Origin of the sequence: Treponema rectale (assembly GCF_014202035.1) — a bacterium.
Lineage (GTDB): Bacteria > Spirochaetota > Spirochaetia > Treponematales > Treponemataceae > Treponema_D > Treponema_D rectale.
On record NZ_JACHFR010000005.1, the window covers coordinates 1 to 21497 of the forward strand.

A 21497-nucleotide genomic window follows, 5' to 3' on the forward strand; every position below is an offset into this window, starting at 1 on the left:
ATACCCGTTCCCATACCGAACACGGAAGTCAAGCTCTCCTGCGCCGATGATACTGCTCTTTAGCGGGAAAGTAGGTAGCTGCCGGCTTTTTTTTTGTCTTTTATTAAAAAAATTCAGGTTCTTATTGAAGTTCTTTAGTAAGAGATAGAGAATTGAAAAAAAAATATATCGGTGATCATGGCGGAGAGGAAATACCCGTTCCCATACCGAACACGGAAGTCAAGCTCTCTTGCGCCGATGATACTGCTCTTTAGCGGGAAAGTAGGTAGTTGCCGATTTTTTTATATTTTACTCCGTCCATAAGGACGGATTTTTTTTATTTAAATAATAATATACTTTCTGTTACAATTTTTTTAAATTTTGGAGCTGCATCATTTGCGGCCTGCTGAACTTCTTCATGGGATAAAGGAGTCTCTGTCATACCGGCTGCTAAATTACAGATACAGGAAATACCACAAACTTTCATGTTCATGTGATTAGCTGTAATGGCTTCTACTACAGTAGACATACCTACTGCATCTGTTCCTAAAGTACGGAGCATTCTGATTTCTGCAGGAGATTCAAAACTAGGGCCTGTAAGTTGCGTATAAATTCCCTCTTTTAGTGTAATTGAATTATTTTTTGCGACATTTCTGATGATTGCTTGCAAATCTTTATTATATACTTGGGTCATATCAGGAAACCTTACACCGAGTTCATCAATATTTTTTCCGATAAGAGGATTTGGGGCAAAACAGCTTATGTGATCGGTAATAAGCATTAAGTCACCGGCTTTGAAAGTGTTATTTACTCCGCCTGATGCATTTGTAAGAAATAAAATTTCGGCCCCTAAAAGTTTCATCAATCTCACTGGCAGAACAACATCTGAAATGTCATATCCTTCATAATAATGAATACGGCCTTTCATACATACAACAGGTACTTCACCCACATAGCCGAATATGAACTTTCCGGCATGACCTGGTACCGTAGAAACTGGAAAACCTTTTATATCGTGATAATCAATTTCACATTCAATATTTATTCCATCTGCATAATCTCCAAGGCCTGAGCCGAGAATTAAGGCAACTTTGGGTACAAATCCTGTCTTTTTGCGGACACTTTTAAGGCATTCGTTGAGCTTTTCTGAAATTGTAATCATTAATATCTCCTGTATATAGTTTATTGGGAATTACCATGATACATCAGAATCTTGATTTGTGCATTTTTATTTTAAATTTATGTAAAGCAACAGCATGTATTTTTTGTACTTGTAACTTTTGATAATAGAAGTTAATTTAAATAACAAAAAAACTTGGGAGAAAAAAAATGATTGAAGTAGAGCACGTTTCCAAGAAATTTGGAAATTTCAGTGCGGTTGATGACATCAGTTTTTCCATTCAAACGGGAGAGATTATAGGCCTGCTTGGACCTAATGGTGCCGGAAAAACCACGACTATGAGAATGATAACAGGATATCTTGAACCTACTTCCGGTGTGATAAAAATTGACGGAGTAGATATTACTTCTGATCCTGTAGAATCTAAGCGTAAAATAGGCTACATGCCTGAAAGTGCACCTCTTTATGGTGATATGATTGTCGCAGATTATTTGAAATATGTTGCAGACGTAGAAGGTGCCGATTCAGTTGAGAAAATACCGGAATTATGCAGACTTTGCGGATTAAAAGAAGTTATGCATAAGAATATTAATGAGCTTTCCCGCGGTAATAAACAGAGAGTTGGACTTGCTCATGCCCTTATGAATGATCCGGAAATTCTTATTCTGGATGAACCTACAAGTGGTCTTGATCCAAACCAGGTCGTTCAGGTCAGGGAACTTATTAAGGAAATAGGTAAGACACGTACTGTAATTATTTCAACTCATATTCTTAGTGAAGTTGAGGCTCTTGCCAGCAGGGTAATAATCATTTCTGGTGGTAAAAAAGTTGCGGATTCTTCTACTGAAGAACTTGAACAGCATTATGGTTCTCAGAAAAGTGTTGTACTTTGTATTGGTTCAGTTGAAGAAAAAACTGTTCAGGAAGCACTTTGTAAGATAGATGGCGTAAAAAATATTACGTTTGAAAATAATAATTCGAATTTAATTGTAAATGTAAGCGTTACAGGGGATAAAGAAATTCGTCCTGCTCTGGCTAAAGCTGCTGTTGATTCAGGCTGGCAGCTTTTTGAACTTGGAGAAAATAAGAATAGTCTTGAGGATGTATTCCGTACACTTACAAACGGAGGAGCTCAGAAATGAAAGCTGCTGCTAAAAAACCGGTATGGCTTGTGATTGCACGTCGTGAGCTTGAAGCATATTTTACCAGTCCGATTGCATATATAGTATGTGCACTTTTTTTAATTTTTTCAGGATTTTTGTTTTTTTCAACATTCTTTTTGAATAAGCGTGCTGAACTGAGGTATTTTTTTGAACTGCTGCCTACATTATTCAGTTTCTTTATTCCAGCTCTTACAATGCGAATCTTTAGTGAAGAAAAACGCAGCGGAACAATGGAAACTTTAATAACACTTCCTGTTAAGACTTCGTCTATTGTTGCAGGAAAATATGCAGCTTCCGTAGTTTCGTCGATAGCACTGCTGGTTCCTACTTTATTCTATGTAATAATGTGTTACGCTTTTGGAACTCCTGATAAAGGTCCGATTATTGGCGGTTACATAGGGGCAGTTCTGCTTGCGGCTTCTTATACGGCTATTGGAGTATTTGCATCTTCAATTACAAAGAATCAGATAATATCATTTTTTGTTTCTTTTGCAATTTGTTTTGCTTTAGGGATGCTTTCTGATTTTGCTGTACTTGTATCTTCTGCATTCGTTCCGTTTGTTACATTTATAAGTGCAAAGAGTCATTTTGCTTCTATTTCGAGGGGTATAGTTGATTTGCGGGACATACTTTATTTTGTTTCTGTAATTGTTATTTTCGTAGCCCTTACAGTTCAGAAAATTCAGGATACGAAAAGAGGTTAAAGTATGAAAAAAGTAATTGAATGGTTAAAAAATTCTAAAGGAAATATACTCCTGCTTATTATTCTTGTTGTCCTTGTTAATCTTGTTTTTTCAAAACTTTTTGTTCGTTATGATCTTACAGGGCCTAAGAGTTATACATTATCAGAATCCAGCCGTGAAGCTGTAAAAACGATAGAGCAGCCGCTTTCTTTGAAGGTATTCTTTACAAAAAGTCTTCCTTCTCCTTATTCTGATACATATACGTATCTTAAGGATCTTCTCAGTGAATATGAAAATGCTGCTAATTCAAACTTTAAAGTTGAATGGTATGACATGGATAAAGAAGAGAATAAGAAAATTGCTTCAAACTTTGGAGTTAACGAAGTTCGTATTCAGCAGATAGAAAAGGAAGAAGCTTCTCTTAAAAATGCCTACATGAGTCTTGTTGTTTCTTACGGTGATCAGTCTGAAGTACTTTATTTGAGTGATTCAAATGAAACTTCAGGTCTTGAGTATAAAATTACTACAACAATTTCTAAAGTTATTTCCAGTACAGATATTCTTGCAGGATTAAAAGGAAAGGTAAGAATTACACTTTATAAGACAGAACGTCTTGGTGATTTTAATATTGCAAATTTTGATAAGATTGATTCTGTTGTGGATCAGGTTTATGCAAATGTAAGTAAAAAATTTGGTAATAAAGTTGAACTTGTTAAAGTAAATCCTGATTCTCAGCAGTCTGTAGATCTTAAAAAGAATTACGGTATTGTTTCTCTGAACTGGAAAGAAAAAGACGGTACGATTAATACTGGTGCACTTGGTATTACAGTGTCAAATGGGGATAATGTTTACCCTGTTGCTTTGGGAATTGAAAATGCTATTTTTCAGTATGTTGTAAGCGGGCTTGATTCTTTAGAGGATAATATTAATTATAGCATTCAGAATCTTCTTTCTAAGACTACTGTTATCGGATATGTTACCGGTCATGGTGAAAATGATTTAAATGACTCCCGTACAGGTTCTGCTAATTTTTCTGCTTTAATCAGTGATATTTACAGCTTTAAGGAAATCAAGCTTGCAGAAGAAGAAATTCCTGTTGATATAAAGTGTGTCGTAATTAATGGTTCAAAATCAGAATTTACAGATGCAGAACTTTATAAGATAGATCAGTTTGTTCTTAAGGGCGGAAATCTTATTGTCTTTAATGATTCTTATCAGGAAATTCAGCAGCAGTCACAAAATATGTATCAGCGCCCGCAGTCTCAGTTTATAGCAGTAGAAAATGGACTTTCAAAGCTTCTTGATGCATATGGTTTGAAAATTGAGAAAGGCTGGGTAATGGATGATAACTGTTTTAAGCGTAATGATCAGAACTATGGGGAAGTTAAATATTATATGGTTCCCCAGCTTAGAAAAGAAGATCTTAACCAGAACAATGTGATTACAAAGAATCTTGGTTTTGTTCTTTTCTCAAGTGCTTCAGCTATTGATTCTTCACAGGCCCGTAAGAATCCAAATGCAGAAGTGACTGTACTTGCCCGTACTTCTTCTGCTTCCTGGGTTGAGAGCCAGAATATTTCCATGAATCCTTTGTATTATGCACCTCCTTCTGATAAAAGTATTATGGGTGCAAAGGATTTAAGTGTTCTTGTGGAAGGTAAATTTAAGAGTGCTTTTGAAAAGAATCCTTCTGAGGAAGAAAATACTTCCGGTCTTACTTCTGATACACATATCAGTGAAAGTGTTCAGCGTGGAAAGGTTTTGCTGATTTCAACTTCAACACCGACAACACCTTTGCTTTTAACCAGTATTTCAGAACCTATCGTTATTTTCCTGCGTAATGCAGTTGATTACATGAATGGCAATGAAGATTTCTGTTCGATGAGGACAAAAAATCTCAGTCTTAATGCTCTTCGTTCTGATATTTCTGATGGAAGCAAAACTTTCTATAAATGGTTTGGACAGATTGGTCTGGCAGTTTTTGTTGCTGTTGCAGGTCTTCTGGTTCTTTTTGCACGTAATAAGCATCGTAATGCAATACGTGAAAAGTATAATCCGGACGATCCGCGCTTTGTGCAGAAAAAATCTGATGAGTAATTTTGGGGTGGATGATGAAAAAGTTTTGTGTAAAAAAATTAGTGCTTCTTTTTTTGATTGCAGTTTTTCTTTGTGTTTATATAGTTCAGCTTGCAACCAGCGGAAACACAGAAACAAGAATTGTAGAAACGCCTTCTTTTGATTCAATAGAAATTCAGTGGAAGGACGGGGCTGAGGATATAAACCTTAAGCTTGTAAAAAAAGATGGTAAGTATTTTACAGAAAAGAACAATTATGAAGCAGATGTTTCTTCTGTAGAAGAAATGGAAAATGCCATAAAATCTATAAAAATTCTTGGAACTGTTGCGTCTTCTGTAAGCGGTAATGAAGTCAGATATGGGCTTGAAGAAGAAAATGCCGTTACTGTAAATGTTTATAAGGGAAATAAAAAAGTTCGCAGAATTCTTGTAGGAAAGGACAGTTCAACGAATACGAGAAGTTTTGTATGTCTTGATGATGAAGATAAGGTTGTAACAGTTCAGGGGGCATTTCATGGAATTTTTGCTGTAACGGAAGAAACTGTACGATCTAAGTCTGTTTATTCAACAGATTCAAATCTTATTACAAAAGTTCATGTTAAGACTGCAGAGGAAGAATATGAGCTTAGCAGAATTGTAAATGGCAGTGATGCCGGGGTTCAATGGAACGTAACTTTGAATAATACTTCGGTTCAAAATCCAGTTCCAGATACTTCTAAAGTAAAGGCATGGCTTAATCTTATCAGTAGTCTTGATGCCGGAGACTGGCAGGGAACAGATACGGCTCTGTATCATGAAAATGCAGATGTAGAGGTTGAAATCACAGCCGGCGTAAATACATATTCCGTTAAGATGTATAAGGGCGCTGAAGAAAATTCCGATGTACAGGTTACTTGTTCTGCAACGCCTTATAAGTTTACGGTTCCTGCGTATTTTGTAAACAGATTTGGCAAGCATCTTGATGACATTGTAGAGCATGAGAATGCTGAATAAATAAAAGAACAGTCTTAAAAACCGTTTGAATGAGATGTGTTCAAACGGTATTTTTTTTAAGTCTATTCTAAACAAATTGATTGTATTTTATTTATTATGTATACTTAGTGCTGTATGCTTTTAGGAATTTCATTAATTATTGCACCGGTTTTTATTTTATTTGCAATCTATAGAAATGTTTTAAAAACAGCAATAAATTTTTTCATAAGTGCTGTAGTATTTGTTTTTATTTTTTTCATAATAATGAATAATGGTATACGCTGGTTTTTGTTTTATCTTGATATAAAAAGTTCTGCATCGTATATCGGTTATATTAAGTTCTATGCGATTTATTACGGACAGTTCATTGTTTCTACTTTACTGTTAAATTTCTGTCATGTTAAGTTTTCAAAATATCAGGATTTTTTCAGGACACGCTGGCTGCTGATTACAGTCATGATGTTTATCGGCTGGTTTTTTATTCTTGGACTTTTCTGGGCTGTTTTTCGTTTTCCTATCAGACAGCCGAGGACAGTTTTTTTTGTAATGTCAAATGGTGTAAAGGGCGGGGTTTCAGGTTCAGTAATTTCTACGTTCCTGTTTAGGGTACTTCTGCCATGTGTTTTAATTGTCCTTCTGCTTTTTGGTGTTCGTCAAATTTTGATTAAAAAGGGAATTTACCCTGCAGCTCATGTTCGTGGAAAGCGGCACTCTCTTTATGGATTTATTGCCGCAGCAAGTTGTATTGTTGGTGTTTCTGCTTTTCTGTTTATAATGCGTCCGTGGATGTATCTTGTGTATTATTATGAATCTCTGAAGCCGGCTGAAGATTCAGAGTTTTATAAGAAAGAATTTGTTGATCCGAAGGATGTCGTAATTACTTTCCCCGAGAAAAAACGTAATGTAATTTATATTCTTATGGAATCTCTTGAAAGTTCTTTTGTTGATTCAGCACACGGCGGCAAAATGGATGATAATCTTTTGCCTCATTTAACGGAATATGCAAAAGAGGGAGCTGTCAGTTTCAGAAATTCTGGAATCCTTGGAGGCGGAACTCAGGTAGAAGGAACAGGATGGACTATTGCCGGAATTCTTTCTAAAATGGCCGGTATTCATTTTAAGCTGCCTACATCAAAAAATCCTTCGCAGATGCAGACTTTTCTTCCTGGTGCAACAACGCTGACTGATATTCTGTATCAGAATGGTTATAATCAGCTTTTTATCTGTGGTTCGGATAAAACTTTTGCTTCGCGGGATGTTTTCTTTGAAACTCACGGAAATGTTGAAGTTCATGATATAAATTATTATAAGGCTCATGGCAGGCTTGCTTCAAAGTATCATAATCTTTTCTGGGGATTTGAGGATTATATGCTTTATGATTTTGCCAAACAGGATATTCTTACTCTTGCAGAAAAGGAACAGCCTTTTGCTGCTGTCCTGCTTACTGTTGATACTCATTATCCGGAAGGTTTTTTGTGTAAATACTGCCCTAATGATTATGAAGGTACGGATCCCCGTTCACGGTATAAGAATATAGTAAAGTGCGCTGATGCACAGGTAAGCAGTTTTATTGAATGGATAAAAGAACAGTCCTTCTATGAAGATACTCTTATTGTTGTTGCCGGAGACCATTTATTTATGGAAGTTCCGTCATTCTCCATTTTTGATGACACGGATTATGATCTTGAAGCAGAACGTAATCCCCGCTACTGGATTAATCTTTTTATTAATTCAAGTATTGAAACTGATTATGAAATGAACAGAAAGTTTTCTTCATTTGACATGTTCCCGAGTGTTCTTGAAGCTATGGGGGTAACTATTGAAGGCCGCCGTCTGGGATTTGGACGTTCTCTGTTTTCTGGAAAAAAGACTCTTCTTGAGAAGTTTGGTTTGAATGAAGTTGATGCTCAGCTGAGAAAAAATACAAAGCAGTACAACCGTCTCTTGCGTCCGTCTGCTACTCTTATATATGCAAAAGTCAGGTCTGTAAAGAAACTTCTCTATAGAGGTTATTCTGAAGTTATGGACATTGTTTCGGAGAAATCTGCCGCAAACAGATAGTTTTGATAAGTGACCGGGTCAGTGTTATGTTGTATAATGGCTGATATGAAAATATACACTGATCCGGATATACTTTATGATGATATTTATATTTTTGATGAAAATAATATTGTTGTAAAAAATAATGTGCTGCCTGAAAAAAAAGAGGCTGAATCCATATGTACTGTAAAAGACTGCAGGGAATTTTTTTCTGAGCCTGATTTTAATTATTCTGCTTTTATGCTTAGGGAAACAAAGTCTCTTCCTGACGGTTTTAGTTATATTCCTTTACGACAATTCTTTTTTGATTTTCCAGAAAAAAAAGCTGGAGCTGCAAGAGCACATGGTTTTTTGAAACTGAGGGAAATGTACAGATTCTGTCCTTCCTGCGGAGGTGAATTAAAGGATGATTCAGAGTTTACCGCGCGGAGATGTGTAAAGTGCGGCAATCTGCTTTTTCCGCGAATTGAACCGGCCATTATTGTTTTAGTTCATCGGGGAGATGAAATACTTCTTGTACGTAATAAAAGTCATACTAAGAATTTCTGGGCCTGTGTTGCAGGATTTGTTGAGATAGGTGAGACAGTTGAAGATTGTGTTCACAGAGAAGTAAGGGAAGAAACAGGCTTAGAGATAAAGAATGTTGTTTACAGGGGCAGTCAGAGCTGGCCTTTTCCGGATCAGCTTATGCTTGCTTTTACTGCCGAGTATGACAGCGGTGAAATACGAATCCAGGAAGAAGAACTTTCAGATGCAAGGTGGTTTAAGAAGGACTGTCTTCCGGAGATTCCTAAACCGGGATCGGTTGCATGGAATTTAATCAATGACAGGTTTTAAAATAATTGAGGCTGTCGGAAAAGACAGCCTCATGTATATATAGAAACAGACCCCAGCTTTGCTCGAAAGGTCTGGAAGTCATAAAAAAAGCTGCTTGAAATCAAGCAGCTTTTTTTATGATAGGCGTCAATCGGAATCGAACCGATGCATAGTGGTTTTGCAGACCAGTCCCTTACCACTTGGGTATGACGCCTTAAAGTGTTAATACTCTAACAAAAAACATAATCCTTGTCTAGTGCTTTTTATGTTTTTATTTTGTATTTGAAAGAACTTCTGAAATACTGAATGCGTGGTCACCGATTTTTTCAATCTGGCGTACAAGATCGATATACAGAAGCTCAGCCTTAACGTCTGCTCCTTTTTCAAGACGTTTTCTGGCAACTTTTTTAAGGTGTTTCCTCTGTGCGTCTATTTCATTTTCAAGACTTGTTGCAAACTCAAGTTTTTCCGGTGGAAGAGGTTTGTTGATGTTGATGTGAATGAACTGCAGGAACTGTCGTGCAAGCTCTACATATGGAATAAGACGGTCTGTGTCTTCTGTCTTAAATTCCATTCCTTTATCAACAGATTTTTGAATAAGTTTGCCGGCTGCAAAACATTCATCTGACATTGCTTCAAGATCGTCTATAATCTGAATCATGTTTGAAAGTCCGGCCCGTTCATCTTCTGTAATAGAAAGCTGTTCACAGTGTATGATGTAATTGATAATCTGTTCGTGCATCTGGTCGCAGTAATTTTCTTCTTCTTCAAGATATGGCATCTGTACTTTTACAAATTCTTCGTTGCGTTCAGTAAAGCCTATCTGCATCCGGTCAAACATCTGACTTACGACATCAGTCATATTTGTAATTTCTTTTTCAACACGAAGTATGTGGGCGGCAGAACTTTCTTTTCCTGTTCCGATTTCATGGAAGTCCAGGTGATATTCTTTTGCAGAGTTAGATTTATCGTCTTTAATCACAAACTGTGCCAGTTTAACAATCTGATTTACAAAAGGAATGAAGATAATCGTGCTGATTGTTTTGAAAACTGTATGGAGCATTGAAATCTGAATTGCGATATTTGTACTTGGTGTCAGGAAAAGAACAAGTTTAAGGAACGGCTTAAAGAAGATAAGTGCTATTACATTTCCGGCAACGTTAAAGAATACGTGAATAAAAGCTGCACGTTTTGAATCACTGGTACTTCCCAAAGCTGCAAGAATGGCATCAATGGTAGAACCGATGTTGCTTCCTAGTGTCATGGCAGCTGCAACTTCCCAGGTAATGATTTTGTTGTAGGCCATGGTGATTACGATTGCAGAAAAAGCACTGGAAGAATGCATGAGGGCTGTGATTATTATGCCGATTCCAAAACTTAGAAGAATTGTGAATACACCCGGTTTCTGAAATTTTTCAAGAAAATCAAGATTTTCTGCATTGAAGGTAAAGCAGTCAGAAAGTCCTCCAAGTCCAAGAAACAGAAGACCGAATCCCATGACTGCAATGCCTAAATTTTTTAAACCGTTTTTCTTAACGAAGGTCATGAAGAAGCCGAGACCAAAGAGGGGAATGGCAAAGGAAGATATCTTAAAGTTAAATCCAAAGATGGAAACTATCCATGCGGTAACAGTAGTTCCGATGTTTGCACCGAAAATTACGCCTACTGACTGAGTAAGTGTAATAAGACCGGCATTTACGAAAGATACGACCATGACAGTTGTTGCACCGGAAGATTGAATTATCATCGTTATGAAGATACCGGTGAACAGACCTATTATTCTGTTGCCTGTCATAAAGCCCAGCGCTTTTTTTAAGTGTCCGCCGGCGCTTTTCTGTACACCGTCACTCATGAGTTTCATTCCGTAAAGAAGAAAACCGAGACTTCCTATTAATAATAAAATTCTGTCTGTCATATTTACCTCAAAGTGTAGAGATTCTTTCTCTGAATATGATTATTTCACCTAATATTCCGCAGGCACAGATTATTGTCAGTACAAATATTCTCAGCGGAATTAAAAAAGGCAGCACTTCAACTGCAAAGGAGAGTATTATGCTGCCGGTGTAGCTTGATGTTTTTTTTGAAGGAAGTTTTCCCTGTAAGAGAAGATTCTTTTTTAGTCCGTTAATTTTTATAAGATAATAAATGAATGTACAGATGAATATAAAAAGACTTGCTGAACAGATTGTTAAAGCAGGATGATTGATTAAAAACTTAAGCATTTTTTTGTAACCAGCATAATAAAGATTTTTTTGCGGAACTGAATGCTAAAGGAAGATTCTGAATGTCATCCTCAGTTTTTATTTTTTTCCATACAAAAGACTGAACTTCAGTTTCCTGTGCTTTCAGCTGCATCTGTTCCGGCATGCCTGCTGAAAAAAATAAATCGCAGGTTTTGTAATGAATGTTTTTATATTCATAATCGTTTGGAAAACTGCAGACGTAGGTCAGGTTTTTTATGGAGAGTCCTGTTTCTTCCATACATTCCCGCTCTGCAGCCTGTTCTGCACTTTCGTCAGCGTTTGTAAATCCCCCGGGAAGTGCAAGATAACCTTTGCGGGGTTCTTTAGCCCTGACTTCAAAAAGAACTTCATTCCCGGAATTATGAATTATTATTCCTACGGCACTGGCGGTATTGTTGTAAAGATCAAAACCGCAGTCCGGGCACAGCCATTTTCTTCCGTTCATGAGAGTCTGAATATTCCGGCTTCCACACATAGGGCAAAATTTGAAGTCGTTCATGGCAGAAAGTATAGCGAAAATTTTACAAAATGTAAAATATAAGTGCTGTATTTAGATTTATGGTGTATAATAATACTGCTATGCCTATTACAAAATATTTGGAAAAAAATGCAGAATTGTATGCAAATGACTGTGCCCTTGTTGAATTAAATCCAGAAATGAGAGAAACAAGGCGTATTACCTGGAAAGAGTATGAATTGACTCAGCCTGAACCTAACTTGCCTTACCGCCGGGAAATAAGCTGGCATATTTTTAATGAAAAGGCAAACCGCTGTGCTCATTATCTTCTTGAGCGCGGGGTCAGGAAAGGAGATAAAGTCGGTATCCTGATGATGAACTGTCTGGAATGGCTTCCGATTTATTTTGGAATATTAAAGACCGGAGCTCTTGCGGTTCCACTTAATTTCAGATATGCATCTGATGAGATTGAATATTGTCTTAATCTTGCAGACATTTCAGTTTTGTTTTTTGGACCTGAGTTTATAGGACGTCTTGAAGCAATTTCTGAAAAAATCATGCAGCACCGCCTTCTTATTTTTGTAGGGGAAGGAATTGCTCCAACTTTTTCGGAAAGCTATTTCATGTCGGCAATGAATTATTCCTCAGCAAATCTTGATGTTGAAATTTCAGATGATGATGACGGTGCGATTTATTTCAGTTCCGGAACAACTGGATTTCCTAAGGCTATTCTTCATAAACACCGCGCCCTGATGCATTCTGCGGCTGTTGAACAGAAACATCACGGTCAGACTAAGGATGATGTTTTTCTTTGTATTCCGCCTCTTTATCATACCGGTGCAAAAATGCACTGGTTCGGTTCGCTTATAAGCGGAGGAAAAGCGGTTCTGCTCAGGGGAACAAAACCTGAAACGGTTTTAAAAGCTGTTTCTGATGAACGCTGTACAATTGTATGGCTTCTTGTTCCGTGGGCACAGGATATTCTTGATGCACTTGACCGCGGAGAATTGAAGATTTCTGATTATCATCTGGAGCAGTGGCGCCTGATGCATATAGGAGCTCAGCCGGTTCCTAAAAAACTGATTGAGGACTGGAAGAAATATTTTCCTCATCATGACTATGATACAAACTATGGTCTTTCTGAAAGTATTGGGCCGGGGTGTGTTCATCTTGGAATTGGCAATACTCATAAAATCGGTGCTATTGGAATTGCCGGATATGGCTGGCAGGTGAAGATTGTAGATGAAAAAAGAAAGGAAGTTGCTCAGGGACAGGTAGGGGAACTTGCCGTTAAGGGACCTGGCGTAATGGTATGCTACTATAAAAATCCTGAAGCTACGGCTGAAGTAATGGATAATGACGGCTGGCTTTATACCGGTGATATGGCTCAGATGGACAATGACGGATTTATTTATCTGGTTGACCGTAAAAAGGATGTAATTATTACCGGCGGAGAAAATCTTTATCCTGTCCAGATTGAAGACTTCCTTCATAAAATGGAAGCTGTAAAGGATGTTGCCGTTATCGGACTTGCTGATAAACGTCTTGGAGAAATTGCTGCAGCTGTTATTGAAGTAAAGCAGGGATTTAAGTGTACTGAAGAAGATGTAAATAATTTCTGTATGGCACTTCCAAAATATAAGAGACCGAGAAAAATTATTTTTGCTCCGGTTCCGAGAAATCCTACCGGAAAGATTGAAAAACCTAAACTCAGGGAGATGTATAGAACTGAAGATCCGTTTGCAAGCATGACAAGCGGTGAGTAAAAGAATAAAAAAAGAAAGGCTTTAAGATGCAGGAAGTAAATGCATCTTAAAGCCTTTTTTGTTTATGGATTAATTAAGGGGCTGACCAATAAGTTTAAAAACTGTCATTTTCGGGTTCGACCCGAAAATCTATTTAATTACAATACGTCGAGTCAAGGCACGCTAACGCTTAAAGCCTTGACACAGCCGTTTTTAGGTTTGTACTACCCCCTCAATACAAGAGATTGCCGCATCAAGTGCGGCAATGACAGGCTGTCGAGTGCGGCAATGACAGGGTGTCGAGCACGGCAATGACTCATACTTATTGGTTATCCCCTTCCAAGCTTGAATGCAGCTTTGTTAACCTCAAGAAACTGCGGTTTTACAAGTTTTTCGATTGCAGACAGCCAGGCTTCTTCTGAAAAATCCATGTATTTTGAAAGCCTTCCCATGAGAACTATGTTTACTGCTTTTGCAGTTCCTGCTTTCTGTGCAAGAGTAAGACAGTCTAAAGCATCAACCTTAAAACCTTCAGCTTTCATTGTTTCTTCAAGGTTTTCCGGGTATTCTGCAGCTCCAGTGATGACAGGCATAGGATCAATTTTCTGTGTGTTAACGACAATCTGTCCGTCTGATTTTAAGTATTCTGTGTAGCGGGCTGCTTCAAGAAGTTCAAAGGATACGATAAAGTCTGCTTCTCCTTTATCAACTATAGGTGAATATACTTTGTCTCCATAACGTACGTAAGTAACAACAGAACCGCCTCTCTGGCTCATTCCGTGAACTTCACTTACTTTTACGTCGAAACCTGCATCGAGCAGTACCTGTCCTAAAGTTTTAGATGCAAGCAGTGCTCCCTGACCGCCGACACCAACTATCATTATATTTTTTACCATAGTTTTAATCTCCATACTGCCTTATTTAGTTTTTTGAGGTGCCTTTTAATGCATCGAATTTACACATCTGTGAACATACGCCGCAGCCTACACAGAGAGTGCTGTCAATTTTTGCTTTTCCGTTTTTCATTGCGATGGCAGGACAGCCTATTTTCATACACATTTTGCAGGAACGGCACTTTGCTTCATCAACAACAAGGGGCGGATTGTGTTTTACTTCTTTAAGAAGGGCACATGGTCTTCGGCTTATGATAAGGCTTGGTTCTTCAACTTCAATTTCTTCTTTTACGGCCTGTTCACATTCAGCCATGTTGTATGGATCTACTACACGGACTCTGTTGATTCCCATTGCACGGGCAAGAGCTTCAAGATTTACTTTGCCTGCCGGATCTCCGTAAAGATTTTTTCCGGTTGTAGGATTCTGCTGATGACCTGTCATACCGGTTATTGAATTGTCGAGAATGATAACTGTTGAGTTTGACTGGTTGTAGGCAATGCTTGCAAGACCTGTCATTCCGGAATGCATGAAGGTTGAGTCTCCGATTACGGCAACTGATTTTTTCTCATGATCTGCTCCGGTTGATTTATTCCATCCGTGAAGTCCTGAGAATGAAGCACCCATACAGAGGGTTACATCCATTGCTGAAAGTGGTGCAACTGAACCTAAGGTGTAGCATCCGATGTCTCCGAATACAGTTACTTTAAGTTTGTTCAGTGCATAGAACATTCCGCGGTGAGGACATCCTGCACACATAATCGGAGGGCGTACAGGAATGTTTATGTTAAGTTTTTTTCCTGAATGAACTTCTTTTTTGAATGCTGCTGCTACAATATTCTGACTGAATTCTCCGCATATCGGAAGGATGTCTTTTCCGTAAATCTTTATTCCAAGTTCAAGACCACGGCAGAACTGCTCGATGATCGGATCAAGTTCTTCAACAATGATAAGGGCTTCAAGACCTTTTGCAAAGTTCCGGATCATGTTTGCAGGAAGAGGATTAACCATTCCCAGCTTAAGAATGTTTACGCTGTCTCCGAGAATTTCTTTTACATACTGATAGCTTGTAGAAGAAGTAATGATACCGATTTTTGAAGCAGGTACATCAAATATTTTTTCTGAGCCTGAACCGGATGCTTTTTCTATGCGGTTAATTCCGCTTGTTTCGCTCCATGCCTCAATGTCCTTCATTCTCTGTTCAACAAAAGGATGACGTCTGATTGCATTTGCAGGAGCCATTACGTATTTCTGAATGTTTTTTTCGTAAGCTTTGTGTTCAGGAACTTTGCGTTCTGCTGTATCAGTGATGCTCTGACTGTGGGCAACACGGGTACACATTTTGTATAAAACAGGTGTATCGAATTTTTCGCTGAGTTCAAAAGCAAGGGCAGCAAAATTACGTGCATCCTCAGAGTCGCTTGGTTCAATCATAGGAACTTTTGCTGCTATTGCATGATGGCGGCTGTCCTGTTCATTCTGAGATGAGTGCATTCCCGGATCATCTGCAACACCGATGACGAGACCTGCATTAACACCGGTGTAGCTCATCGTATAAAGAGGATCTGCTGCAACGTTAAGTCCTACGTGTTTCATTCCGCAGAAAGCACGTCTTCCGGCAAGACAGGCACCGAATGCTGATTCCATTGCTACTTTTTCATTAGGAGCCCATTCACAGTAAAGTTCTTTGAATTTTGCAGCTTCTTCTGTGATTTCTGTACTTGGTGTTCCGGGATAACTTGAAATGAATTCACAGCCTGCTTCGTAAAGACCTCTGGCTGCTGCGGCATTTCCTAGCATTAATTGTTTCATTTTTTTCTAACCTCGAATTTTTTTGAAAAAAGAAAAACTTTCTGTTTAATTATAAAATGATTTTTTAGGGCATCTCTAAAATTCATTCAGGAGGATTTTTAGAGATACTGCCAATTATAACATAAGGGTGTTTTTTTTGTCAGTACGGAGAGTCTGTTGTCTATGTATTTAAGCTAATATATAGAAGAAAAAATAATTTTTTTTAATATTACTTCTACTTCCCATAAGCGTAAAAAAATGCTACATTGAAAAAGTCGATGGCGACTTCGTATTTAGCGGAGTCGCCATTTTTTTTTGCCAAAATTTAAGGAGCGCTGATAGGATGTGTGGATTTGTAGGTGCATTTGATTTAAATTCCGGCGGTAAGCCGCTTGCAGAAGGTCTTCGTGATGAACTTCGCGTTCACGTACTTGAAATGTCTAAAAGGATTCGTCATCGTGGTCCGGACTGGAGCGGTGTATATACTGGAGAAAATGCGATACTCAGTCATGAAAGGCTTAGTATTGTAGATCCACTTTCCGGTAAACAGCCTCTTGTGAGTGATGATGGAAAAATCATTCTTGCGGCAAATGGTGAAATTTATAATCACAAGAAAATCCGTGAAGCTATAGGAGATAAGTATCACTTCAGGACAGGAAGTGACTGTGAAGTTATTATTCCTCTTTATAAAGAATGTATTCAGAATGGCTTTGATTTTTCTTCAATGATTGAAAAGCTTTCCGGTATTTTTGCCTTTGCACTTTATGACAGCGAGCGGGATGTTTATCTGGTTGCCCGTGATGAGATTGGTGTAATTCCTTTATATCAGGGTTGGGATAAAAACGGTCATTATTATGTTGCCAGTGAACTGAAAGCTCTGGAAGGTGAATGTGTTACTATCGAAGAATTTCCAAACGGATGCTATTTGTGGTCAGGAGAAAAGAATTCTTCTCCGGTGAAGTGGTATTATCGTGACTGGGAAAGTTATGAGGCTGTAAAGAATAATCAGTGTGCTGCGGATAAAAAGGGCAGGGTAATTAATCCTGAGGTTATTGAAAAAGTAAGAAATGGTCTTGAAAGTGCAGTTAAGGCTCAGCTTATGAGTGACGTTCCTTATGGAGTTCTTCTTTCCGGCGGACTTGATTCTTCGATTATTGCGGCAATAACACAGAAGTATTCGAAGAAAAGAATTGAAAGTGACAGTAAGGAAAGTGCCTGGTGGCCGCAGTTGCATTCTTTTGCGGTAGGTCTTGAAGGAAGTCCTGATCTGGTTGCTGCAAAAAAAGCTGCTGATTATATCGGTACGGTTCATCATGAAGTTCACTTTACTATACAGGAAGCTTTGGATGCATTGCCGGATGTAATTTATCATATTGAAACTTATGACATTACAACAGTGCGTGCAAGTACTCCGATGTACCTGCTTGCCAGAGTTATAAAATCCATGGGAATAAAAATGGTTCTTTCCGGTGAAGGCAGTGATGAACTTTTTGGCGGTTATCTTTATTTTCATAAGGCTCCGAATGCTGAAGAGTTTCATGAAGAGCTTGTTAGAAAAATGAGTAAGCTTCATCTTTATGACTGTCTGCGTGCAAATAAATCCCTTATGGCCTGGGGAGTTGAAGGCCGCGTTCCGTTCCTTGATAAAGATTTTATTGATATTGCAATGAGACTGAATCCTGAAGACAAAATGAATATTATTTTACTTTCTGATGGTTCTGAAAAAAATGGCGGTACTCATCAGAGAATGGAGAAGTGGATTTTACGAAAGGCTTTTGAGGATATGCTTCCTGAAGATATCTGCTGGAGGCAGAAGGAACAGTTTTCTGATGGAGTAGGCTATAACTGGATTGATACCTTAAAACGCATTACGGAAGAAAAAGTAAGTGATGCAGAATTTGCCCGCCGTGAAAATCGTTTTCCTGTAAATCCTCCTAAGACAAAAGAAGAGTATTATTACAGAGAGATTTACAGCAGACTGTTTCCTAGTGACAGTGCTGCAAAATGCGTTCCTCATGAAGCCGGGGTTGCCTGCTCTACGGCGAAGGCACTGGAGTGGGATGCAGCATGGAAGAATATGGATGAACCAAGTGGTCGCGCAATAAACGGAGTACATAATGATTCCTATAAATGATAAAGCTTATCTTATACTTGCAGACGGAACTGTATTTGAAGGTGCAGCTGCCGGTGTAAAGGGAAAGATTGTTGGAGAAACTGTATTTACGACAGGTATGACCGGGTATCTTGAAACTCTTACGGATCCAAGTTATTTCGGTCAGATAGTTACGCAGACATTTCCGCTGATTGGAAATTATGGTGTAATCCCGGAAGATTTTGAAAGTAAAAAATCATACGTCCGCGGTTATATCGTGCGGGAACTTTGTGATGGTCCAAGTAATTTTAGATGTGAATCCAGCCTGAATGAATTTTTGAAAAAGCAGAATATTACTGCTATCTGCGGAATTGATACCCGTGCCCTTACGAAAAAACTTCGGGAGAGCGGAGTTATGAATGGAATGATTTTAAGCGGTGCAGATATGCTTGAACTTCTTCTGCCGGATGGTAATTTAGATGAAACTAAACTGGAAGAATGTCTTGAAGAAATCAGGAAGTATAAAATTGTTGATGCTGTAAAAAACGTGCAGTCTGTTTCTGACTGCAAATGTGAAGCAGGTAAGGGTAAAAGAGTTGTACTTTTTGATTTCGGGGCAAAAGCAAATATTCAGCGGGAACTTGAAAAAAGAGGCTGCAGCGTCATTACGGTTCCTTATGATACTTCCGCAGAAAAAATAATTGAATTGAATCCGGATGGAATTATGCTCAGTAACGGACCGGGAGATCCTGCAGAGAATGTCGGCGTAATTAAAGAAATAAAAAAAATTTGTGATTATGGAAAGATTCCTGTTTTTGGAATCTGTCTTGGTCATCAGATGCTGGCTTTAGCCAGGGGTGCTGAAACCTGCAGGCTTAAATATGGACACAGAGGTGGCAATCATCCTGTAAAAGACGTGAAGACCGGACGTATTTATATTACCAGTCAGAATCACGGATATGCTGTAAAAACAGAGTCGCTGCCTTCGTTTGCAAAAGAAACTTTTGTAAATCTAAATGATGGAACTTGTGAAGGCGTGGAGTATACCGATATTCCGGCATTTAGCGTTCAGTTTCATCCTGAAGCATGCGGTGGTCCTCATGATACAAATTTTTTGTTTGACAGGTTTTTAAGGATTATTTAAGAACACTGACAAGAAACGTTTATTGTGTTATATTCCTTCTGTATTTCAATGGAATCAGGTGAGAGGCCTGAACTGAATGCGCAACGGTATGCAGTATGCATTGGAAAATGCGGCAGATGAAAACAGCCACTGAAGCTTTTAAAATGTTTTGGGAAGGCTCATTTGTTTTTAATAAAAACTGTAAGTCCGGAAACTTTGGTACAGCCTTTTGTATGAAAGGTTAACTCTTATTTTTGGGAACTGCGCAGTTTCGGTTCCCGGGAAGGAATTAATGAAACATTTTAAATTTTCTCGCCGTGCCATTTTTAAAGGCCTGCTTGCAGTTTTATGTCTGACGTTTTTTTCTGCATGCGATTCTGATTCTTCAGATCCTGAAGACAATAACGAAACTTCGTATCTGCAGCCTGCGGTACTTAATGATACTGCCTGGTTTACAGATGATGTGCGCATCGATTTTCTGGAAGTCTCAGATGAACTTTATCTTAATTATTTACCTGACGGTCTGAATACAAGCCGCTGGATTAAACTTGTACCAAAAGAGAATACGAGCTTTGATGCAGAAATTGTATGGTCTGCAGATATTCGAGAAATAGGAAAAAACTTTTCAGTAGAAATCGGTCTTAAAAATGGACTGCTTTGCATTCAAAGTGATGAAATCAGCTTAAGCAGTCTTTCCTGTTATGAAGGGGTTTCGGCATCTTCCTTTGATTCTTCAAAAGTAGCAGCGCTGGAAACCGATTATCTCAGAAATTTTGATGGAAGTTACACTCTTGATTCAACAGGAATTGCACTTAATGTGGGAGCGAAAATTAATCTGCATAAGGACGATTTGCATTACTGGAATGCGAATGTTCTTAATGCGGTTTATGATGAAGAAAAGGCTGAATATGATTTTCTGCTGGCACATTCTTCTCAAAAGGATGCTTCCGGTTCAATTGATCCTGGAATTACGGGAGAAGAGCCTTTTATTTCTGAGCAGGGACTTTTCTGGTCTCACATGACGCTTACTGCAAAGCCGGGATCGATTTGGGAAATTGCCTGGTCTTCTGACTGGAAGAATTCTCCTTATGAAGCTTTGAATGCAGAACTTAATATGAAGGACACTTTTACAGGACCTGCAACTTCTAAAATAAAATACAGCTATAAATTTTATTTCGGTAATCCTTCAAAAGATGAAAACGGCTGGTGTATCGTAGAAAAAGGAGAACTTATTTATTCAGTTGAATTTGAATCTGATCTTCCTGTAAATAAAAGCTGGAAAGAAATTTATGAAGAAAATCAGATTGAATCTAAAATAAATCTTCCTGAAAATATGATTCCTGACTACTGGTGGTACAGTACGAATTCAATTACCTCAATAGAAGATTCTTTTGTGTATAAACTGAATGATTCTTATAAACCTTCGCTGGAAAGTTATGAGTTCTATCTCTCTGTAAAAGAAAAACCTGCTCAGGCTTCTGTATATACAAGACCGGGAAAATTCTACAGCAAAGATAAAGGATATCTTGAGATTACAGAAACTACAATTCAATGGAATGAAAGTATTTATGAAATTGTTGACGGAGCATCCTGGACGCTGTGGAATGATGATGAAACTAATCCTAACCGGGAAGCATATCTTGTAAAAAAAGACGGGCAGAATTATCTGTGCTCTGTCTGGTATTATATAAATAAACCGGATGGAACTAAAAACTATGTAAATTTTGAACTACCTTTGGAATCATTCTTAACTGAATGTCCTGCTGTTTATGATTATCAGTCTGATGATTGTAAGACTGGAAAATCACAGAAAAATCTTATTTCGAAAGATTCTTCGTTCTGGTGTGAAATCGTTAAAGGTAATGAGAATTCTTTATTTATCACGGGAGAAGGGGACAGTATTGATGTAAAATCAGGAAATGATAGTTTTACGGCAGTCTTCAGGGAAAAGGGAAATGGTAAATCATTAAGCATGCCTGCCGGTGATGGCAGAATGGAAATGGAAGTAAATGACTATCTCTGGCTTTCTGATGACAGGACTCCAGGAAAAGTATCATATCCTGTAAAGGACTTTTATGAACTGCAGCTTGCTGATGTTGAATATATGGGCTGGTGCATGTCATTTACAAAAGGCACCTGGGATTATGATGAAGAGGAAGATGAATACTCTGATACATATTCAATAATTGGAAATTATGTTATTTCCGCAAAAGATGCGGAATCAATTTTAAGGCATTTTACTGCAGAATGAACCGGCTGAGTTATAGATAAAGCCGGCTTTTTGGAGTTTACAAAAATAATTAATTC

16 protein-coding genes, 1 tRNA gene, 2 rRNA genes and 1 riboswitch are annotated in these 21497 nt (G+C 38.1%); of the genes, 12 read left to right on the top strand and 7 right to left on the bottom strand.

Going from position 1 to position 21497, the window contains the following annotated elements; genetic code table 11:
- Positions 1 to 87 (top strand): 5S ribosomal RNA (gene rrf / locus HNP77_RS11710); the annotation flags it as partial.
- An 80-nt stretch (positions 88 to 167) separates the two neighbouring features.
- Positions 168 to 278 (top strand): 5S ribosomal RNA (gene rrf / locus HNP77_RS11715).
- Between the two features lie 38 nt (positions 279 to 316).
- Here the strand turns inward: rrf (HNP77_RS11715) and HNP77_RS11720 are convergent.
- Complete coding sequence (locus HNP77_RS11720; protein ID WP_184653612.1) at positions 317 to 1141, bottom strand: purine-nucleoside phosphorylase; 825 nt, start codon at positions 1139 to 1141, stop codon at positions 317 to 319.
- A 167-nt stretch (positions 1142 to 1308) separates the two neighbouring features.
- On the opposite strand from HNP77_RS11720, the gene HNP77_RS11725 reads away from it, so the two are divergent.
- From HNP77_RS11725 to nudC, 6 genes are all read left to right on the top strand, one after another.
- Complete coding sequence (locus tag HNP77_RS11725) at positions 1309 to 2241, top strand: ABC transporter ATP-binding protein (protein WP_184653614.1); 933 nt, start codon at positions 1309 to 1311, stop codon at positions 2239 to 2241.
- On the top strand, positions 2238 to 2966 hold the full coding sequence (locus tag HNP77_RS11730) for an ABC transporter permease (protein WP_184653616.1): 729 nt from the start codon (positions 2238 to 2240) through the stop codon (positions 2964 to 2966). Before HNP77_RS11725 ends, HNP77_RS11730 begins: the two co-directional genes overlap by 4 nt.
- Positions 2967 to 2969: 3 nt before the next feature.
- Positions 2970 to 5042 (top strand): Gldg family protein, encoded by a 2073-nt coding sequence (locus tag HNP77_RS11735; RefSeq protein WP_184653618.1) that lies wholly within the window; start codon positions 2970 to 2972, stop codon positions 5040 to 5042.
- Between the two features lie 14 nt (positions 5043 to 5056).
- Complete coding sequence (locus HNP77_RS11740; protein ID WP_184653620.1) at positions 5057 to 6013, top strand: DUF4340 domain-containing protein; 957 nt, start codon at positions 5057 to 5059, stop codon at positions 6011 to 6013.
- 114 nt (positions 6014 to 6127) lie between these two features.
- The gene (locus HNP77_RS11745; RefSeq protein WP_184653622.1) at positions 6128 to 8053 is read left to right on the top strand and encodes a sulfatase-like hydrolase/transferase; all 1926 of its coding nucleotides are present in this window, start codon (positions 6128 to 6130) and stop codon (positions 8051 to 8053) included.
- Positions 8054 to 8098: 45 nt separating this feature from the next.
- Complete coding sequence (gene nudC / locus HNP77_RS11750) at positions 8099 to 8869, top strand: NAD(+) diphosphatase (RefSeq protein WP_184653624.1); 771 nt, start codon at positions 8099 to 8101, stop codon at positions 8867 to 8869.
- A 121-nt stretch (positions 8870 to 8990) separates the two neighbouring features.
- Here the strand turns inward: nudC and HNP77_RS11755 are convergent.
- The 4 genes from HNP77_RS11755 to HNP77_RS11770 form a co-directional block, all read right to left on the bottom strand.
- Positions 8991 to 9062 (bottom strand) — tRNA-Cys (locus HNP77_RS11755).
- 57 nt (positions 9063 to 9119) lie between these two features.
- The gene (locus tag HNP77_RS11760) at positions 9120 to 10763 is read right to left on the bottom strand and encodes a Na/Pi cotransporter family protein (RefSeq protein WP_184653626.1); all 1644 of its coding nucleotides are present in this window, start codon (positions 10761 to 10763) and stop codon (positions 9120 to 9122) included.
- Between the two features lie 7 nt (positions 10764 to 10770).
- Complete coding sequence (locus HNP77_RS11765) at positions 10771 to 11070, bottom strand: hypothetical protein (protein ID WP_184653628.1); 300 nt, start codon at positions 11068 to 11070, stop codon at positions 10771 to 10773.
- Positions 11063 to 11590 carry an NUDIX hydrolase gene (locus HNP77_RS11770; protein ID WP_184653630.1) on the bottom strand — a complete coding sequence of 176 codons (528 nt, stop codon included), beginning with the start codon at positions 11588 to 11590 and terminating at the stop codon, positions 11063 to 11065. The genes HNP77_RS11765 and HNP77_RS11770 overlap by 8 nt, the downstream gene beginning before the upstream one ends.
- Before the next feature lie 80 nt (positions 11591 to 11670).
- Between HNP77_RS11770 and HNP77_RS11775 the strand changes: the two genes are divergently transcribed.
- Complete coding sequence (locus HNP77_RS11775) at positions 11671 to 13314, top strand: class I adenylate-forming enzyme family protein (protein ID WP_184653632.1); 1644 nt, start codon at positions 11671 to 11673, stop codon at positions 13312 to 13314.
- A gap of 308 nt (positions 13315 to 13622) precedes the next feature.
- On the opposite strand, the gene HNP77_RS11780 is transcribed toward HNP77_RS11775, so the two are convergent.
- Both HNP77_RS11780 and iorA read right to left on the bottom strand, forming a co-directional pair.
- Positions 13623 to 14189, bottom strand: coding sequence for an indolepyruvate oxidoreductase subunit beta (locus HNP77_RS11780; RefSeq protein ID WP_184653634.1), 567 nt, complete (start codon positions 14187 to 14189; stop codon positions 13623 to 13625).
- A 25-nt stretch (positions 14190 to 14214) separates the two neighbouring features.
- Entirely contained in the window at positions 14215 to 15996 is a 1782-nt protein-coding gene (iorA, locus tag HNP77_RS11785; protein WP_184653636.1) for an indolepyruvate ferredoxin oxidoreductase subunit alpha, read from the bottom strand.
- Between the two features lie 322 nt (positions 15997 to 16318).
- Between iorA and asnB the strand changes: the two genes are divergently transcribed.
- The 3 genes from asnB to HNP77_RS11800 all read left to right on the top strand — a co-directional run bounded on the left by asnB (position 16319) and on the right by HNP77_RS11800 (position 21441).
- Complete coding sequence (asnB, locus tag HNP77_RS11790; protein WP_184653638.1) at positions 16319 to 18109, top strand: asparagine synthase B; 1791 nt, start codon at positions 16319 to 16321, stop codon at positions 18107 to 18109.
- A complete protein-coding gene (locus HNP77_RS11795) occupies positions 18093 to 19211 on the top strand; it encodes a carbamoyl phosphate synthase small subunit (RefSeq protein WP_184653640.1) in 1119 nt (372 codons plus the stop codon). The genes asnB and HNP77_RS11795 overlap by 17 nt, the downstream gene beginning before the upstream one ends.
- Before the next feature lie 50 nt (positions 19212 to 19261).
- Positions 19262 to 19405, top strand: a riboswitch (cobalamin riboswitch).
- A gap of 77 nt (positions 19406 to 19482) precedes the next feature.
- Positions 19483 to 21441, top strand: a complete 1959-nt coding sequence (locus HNP77_RS11800; protein WP_184653642.1) for a hypothetical protein — start codon at positions 19483 to 19485, stop codon at positions 21439 to 21441.
- Positions 21442 to 21497 lie beyond the last annotated feature (56 nt).

Bases quoted from the DNA above. Each gene is read 5' to 3' on its own strand.
- HNP77_RS11720 (WP_184653612.1), bottom strand. From the start codon at position 1,141: ATGATTACAATTTCAGAAAAGCTCAACGAATGCCTTAAAAGTGTCCGC.
- HNP77_RS11725 (WP_184653614.1), top strand. From the start codon at position 1,309: ATGATTGAAGTAGAGCACGTTTCCAAGAAATTTGGAAATTTCAGTGCG.
- HNP77_RS11730 (WP_184653616.1), top strand. From the start codon at position 2,238: ATGAAAGCTGCTGCTAAAAAACCGGTATGGCTTGTGATTGCACGTCGT.
- HNP77_RS11735 (WP_184653618.1), top strand. From the start codon at position 2,970: ATGAAAAAAGTAATTGAATGGTTAAAAAATTCTAAAGGAAATATACTC.
- HNP77_RS11740 (WP_184653620.1), top strand. From the start codon at position 5,057: ATGAAAAAGTTTTGTGTAAAAAAATTAGTGCTTCTTTTTTTGATTGCA.
- HNP77_RS11745 (WP_184653622.1), top strand. From the start codon at position 6,128: ATGCTTTTAGGAATTTCATTAATTATTGCACCGGTTTTTATTTTATTT.
- nudC (WP_184653624.1), top strand. From the start codon at position 8,099: ATGAAAATATACACTGATCCGGATATACTTTATGATGATATTTATATT.
- HNP77_RS11760 (WP_184653626.1), bottom strand. From the start codon at position 10,763: ATGACAGACAGAATTTTATTATTAATAGGAAGTCTCGGTTTTCTTCTT.
- HNP77_RS11765 (WP_184653628.1), bottom strand. From the start codon at position 11,070: ATGCTTAAGTTTTTAATCAATCATCCTGCTTTAACAATCTGTTCAGCA.
- HNP77_RS11770 (WP_184653630.1), bottom strand. From the start codon at position 11,590: ATGAACGACTTCAAATTTTGCCCTATGTGTGGAAGCCGGAATATTCAG.
- HNP77_RS11775 (WP_184653632.1), top strand. From the start codon at position 11,671: ATGCCTATTACAAAATATTTGGAAAAAAATGCAGAATTGTATGCAAAT.
- HNP77_RS11780 (WP_184653634.1), bottom strand. From the start codon at position 14,189: ATGGTAAAAAATATAATGATAGTTGGTGTCGGCGGTCAGGGAGCACTG.
- iorA (WP_184653636.1), bottom strand. From the start codon at position 15,996: ATGAAACAATTAATGCTAGGAAATGCCGCAGCAGCCAGAGGTCTTTAC.
- asnB (WP_184653638.1), top strand. From the start codon at position 16,319: ATGTGTGGATTTGTAGGTGCATTTGATTTAAATTCCGGCGGTAAGCCG.
- HNP77_RS11795 (WP_184653640.1), top strand. From the start codon at position 18,093: ATGATTCCTATAAATGATAAAGCTTATCTTATACTTGCAGACGGAACT.
- HNP77_RS11800 (WP_184653642.1), top strand. From the start codon at position 19,483: ATGAAACATTTTAAATTTTCTCGCCGTGCCATTTTTAAAGGCCTGCTT.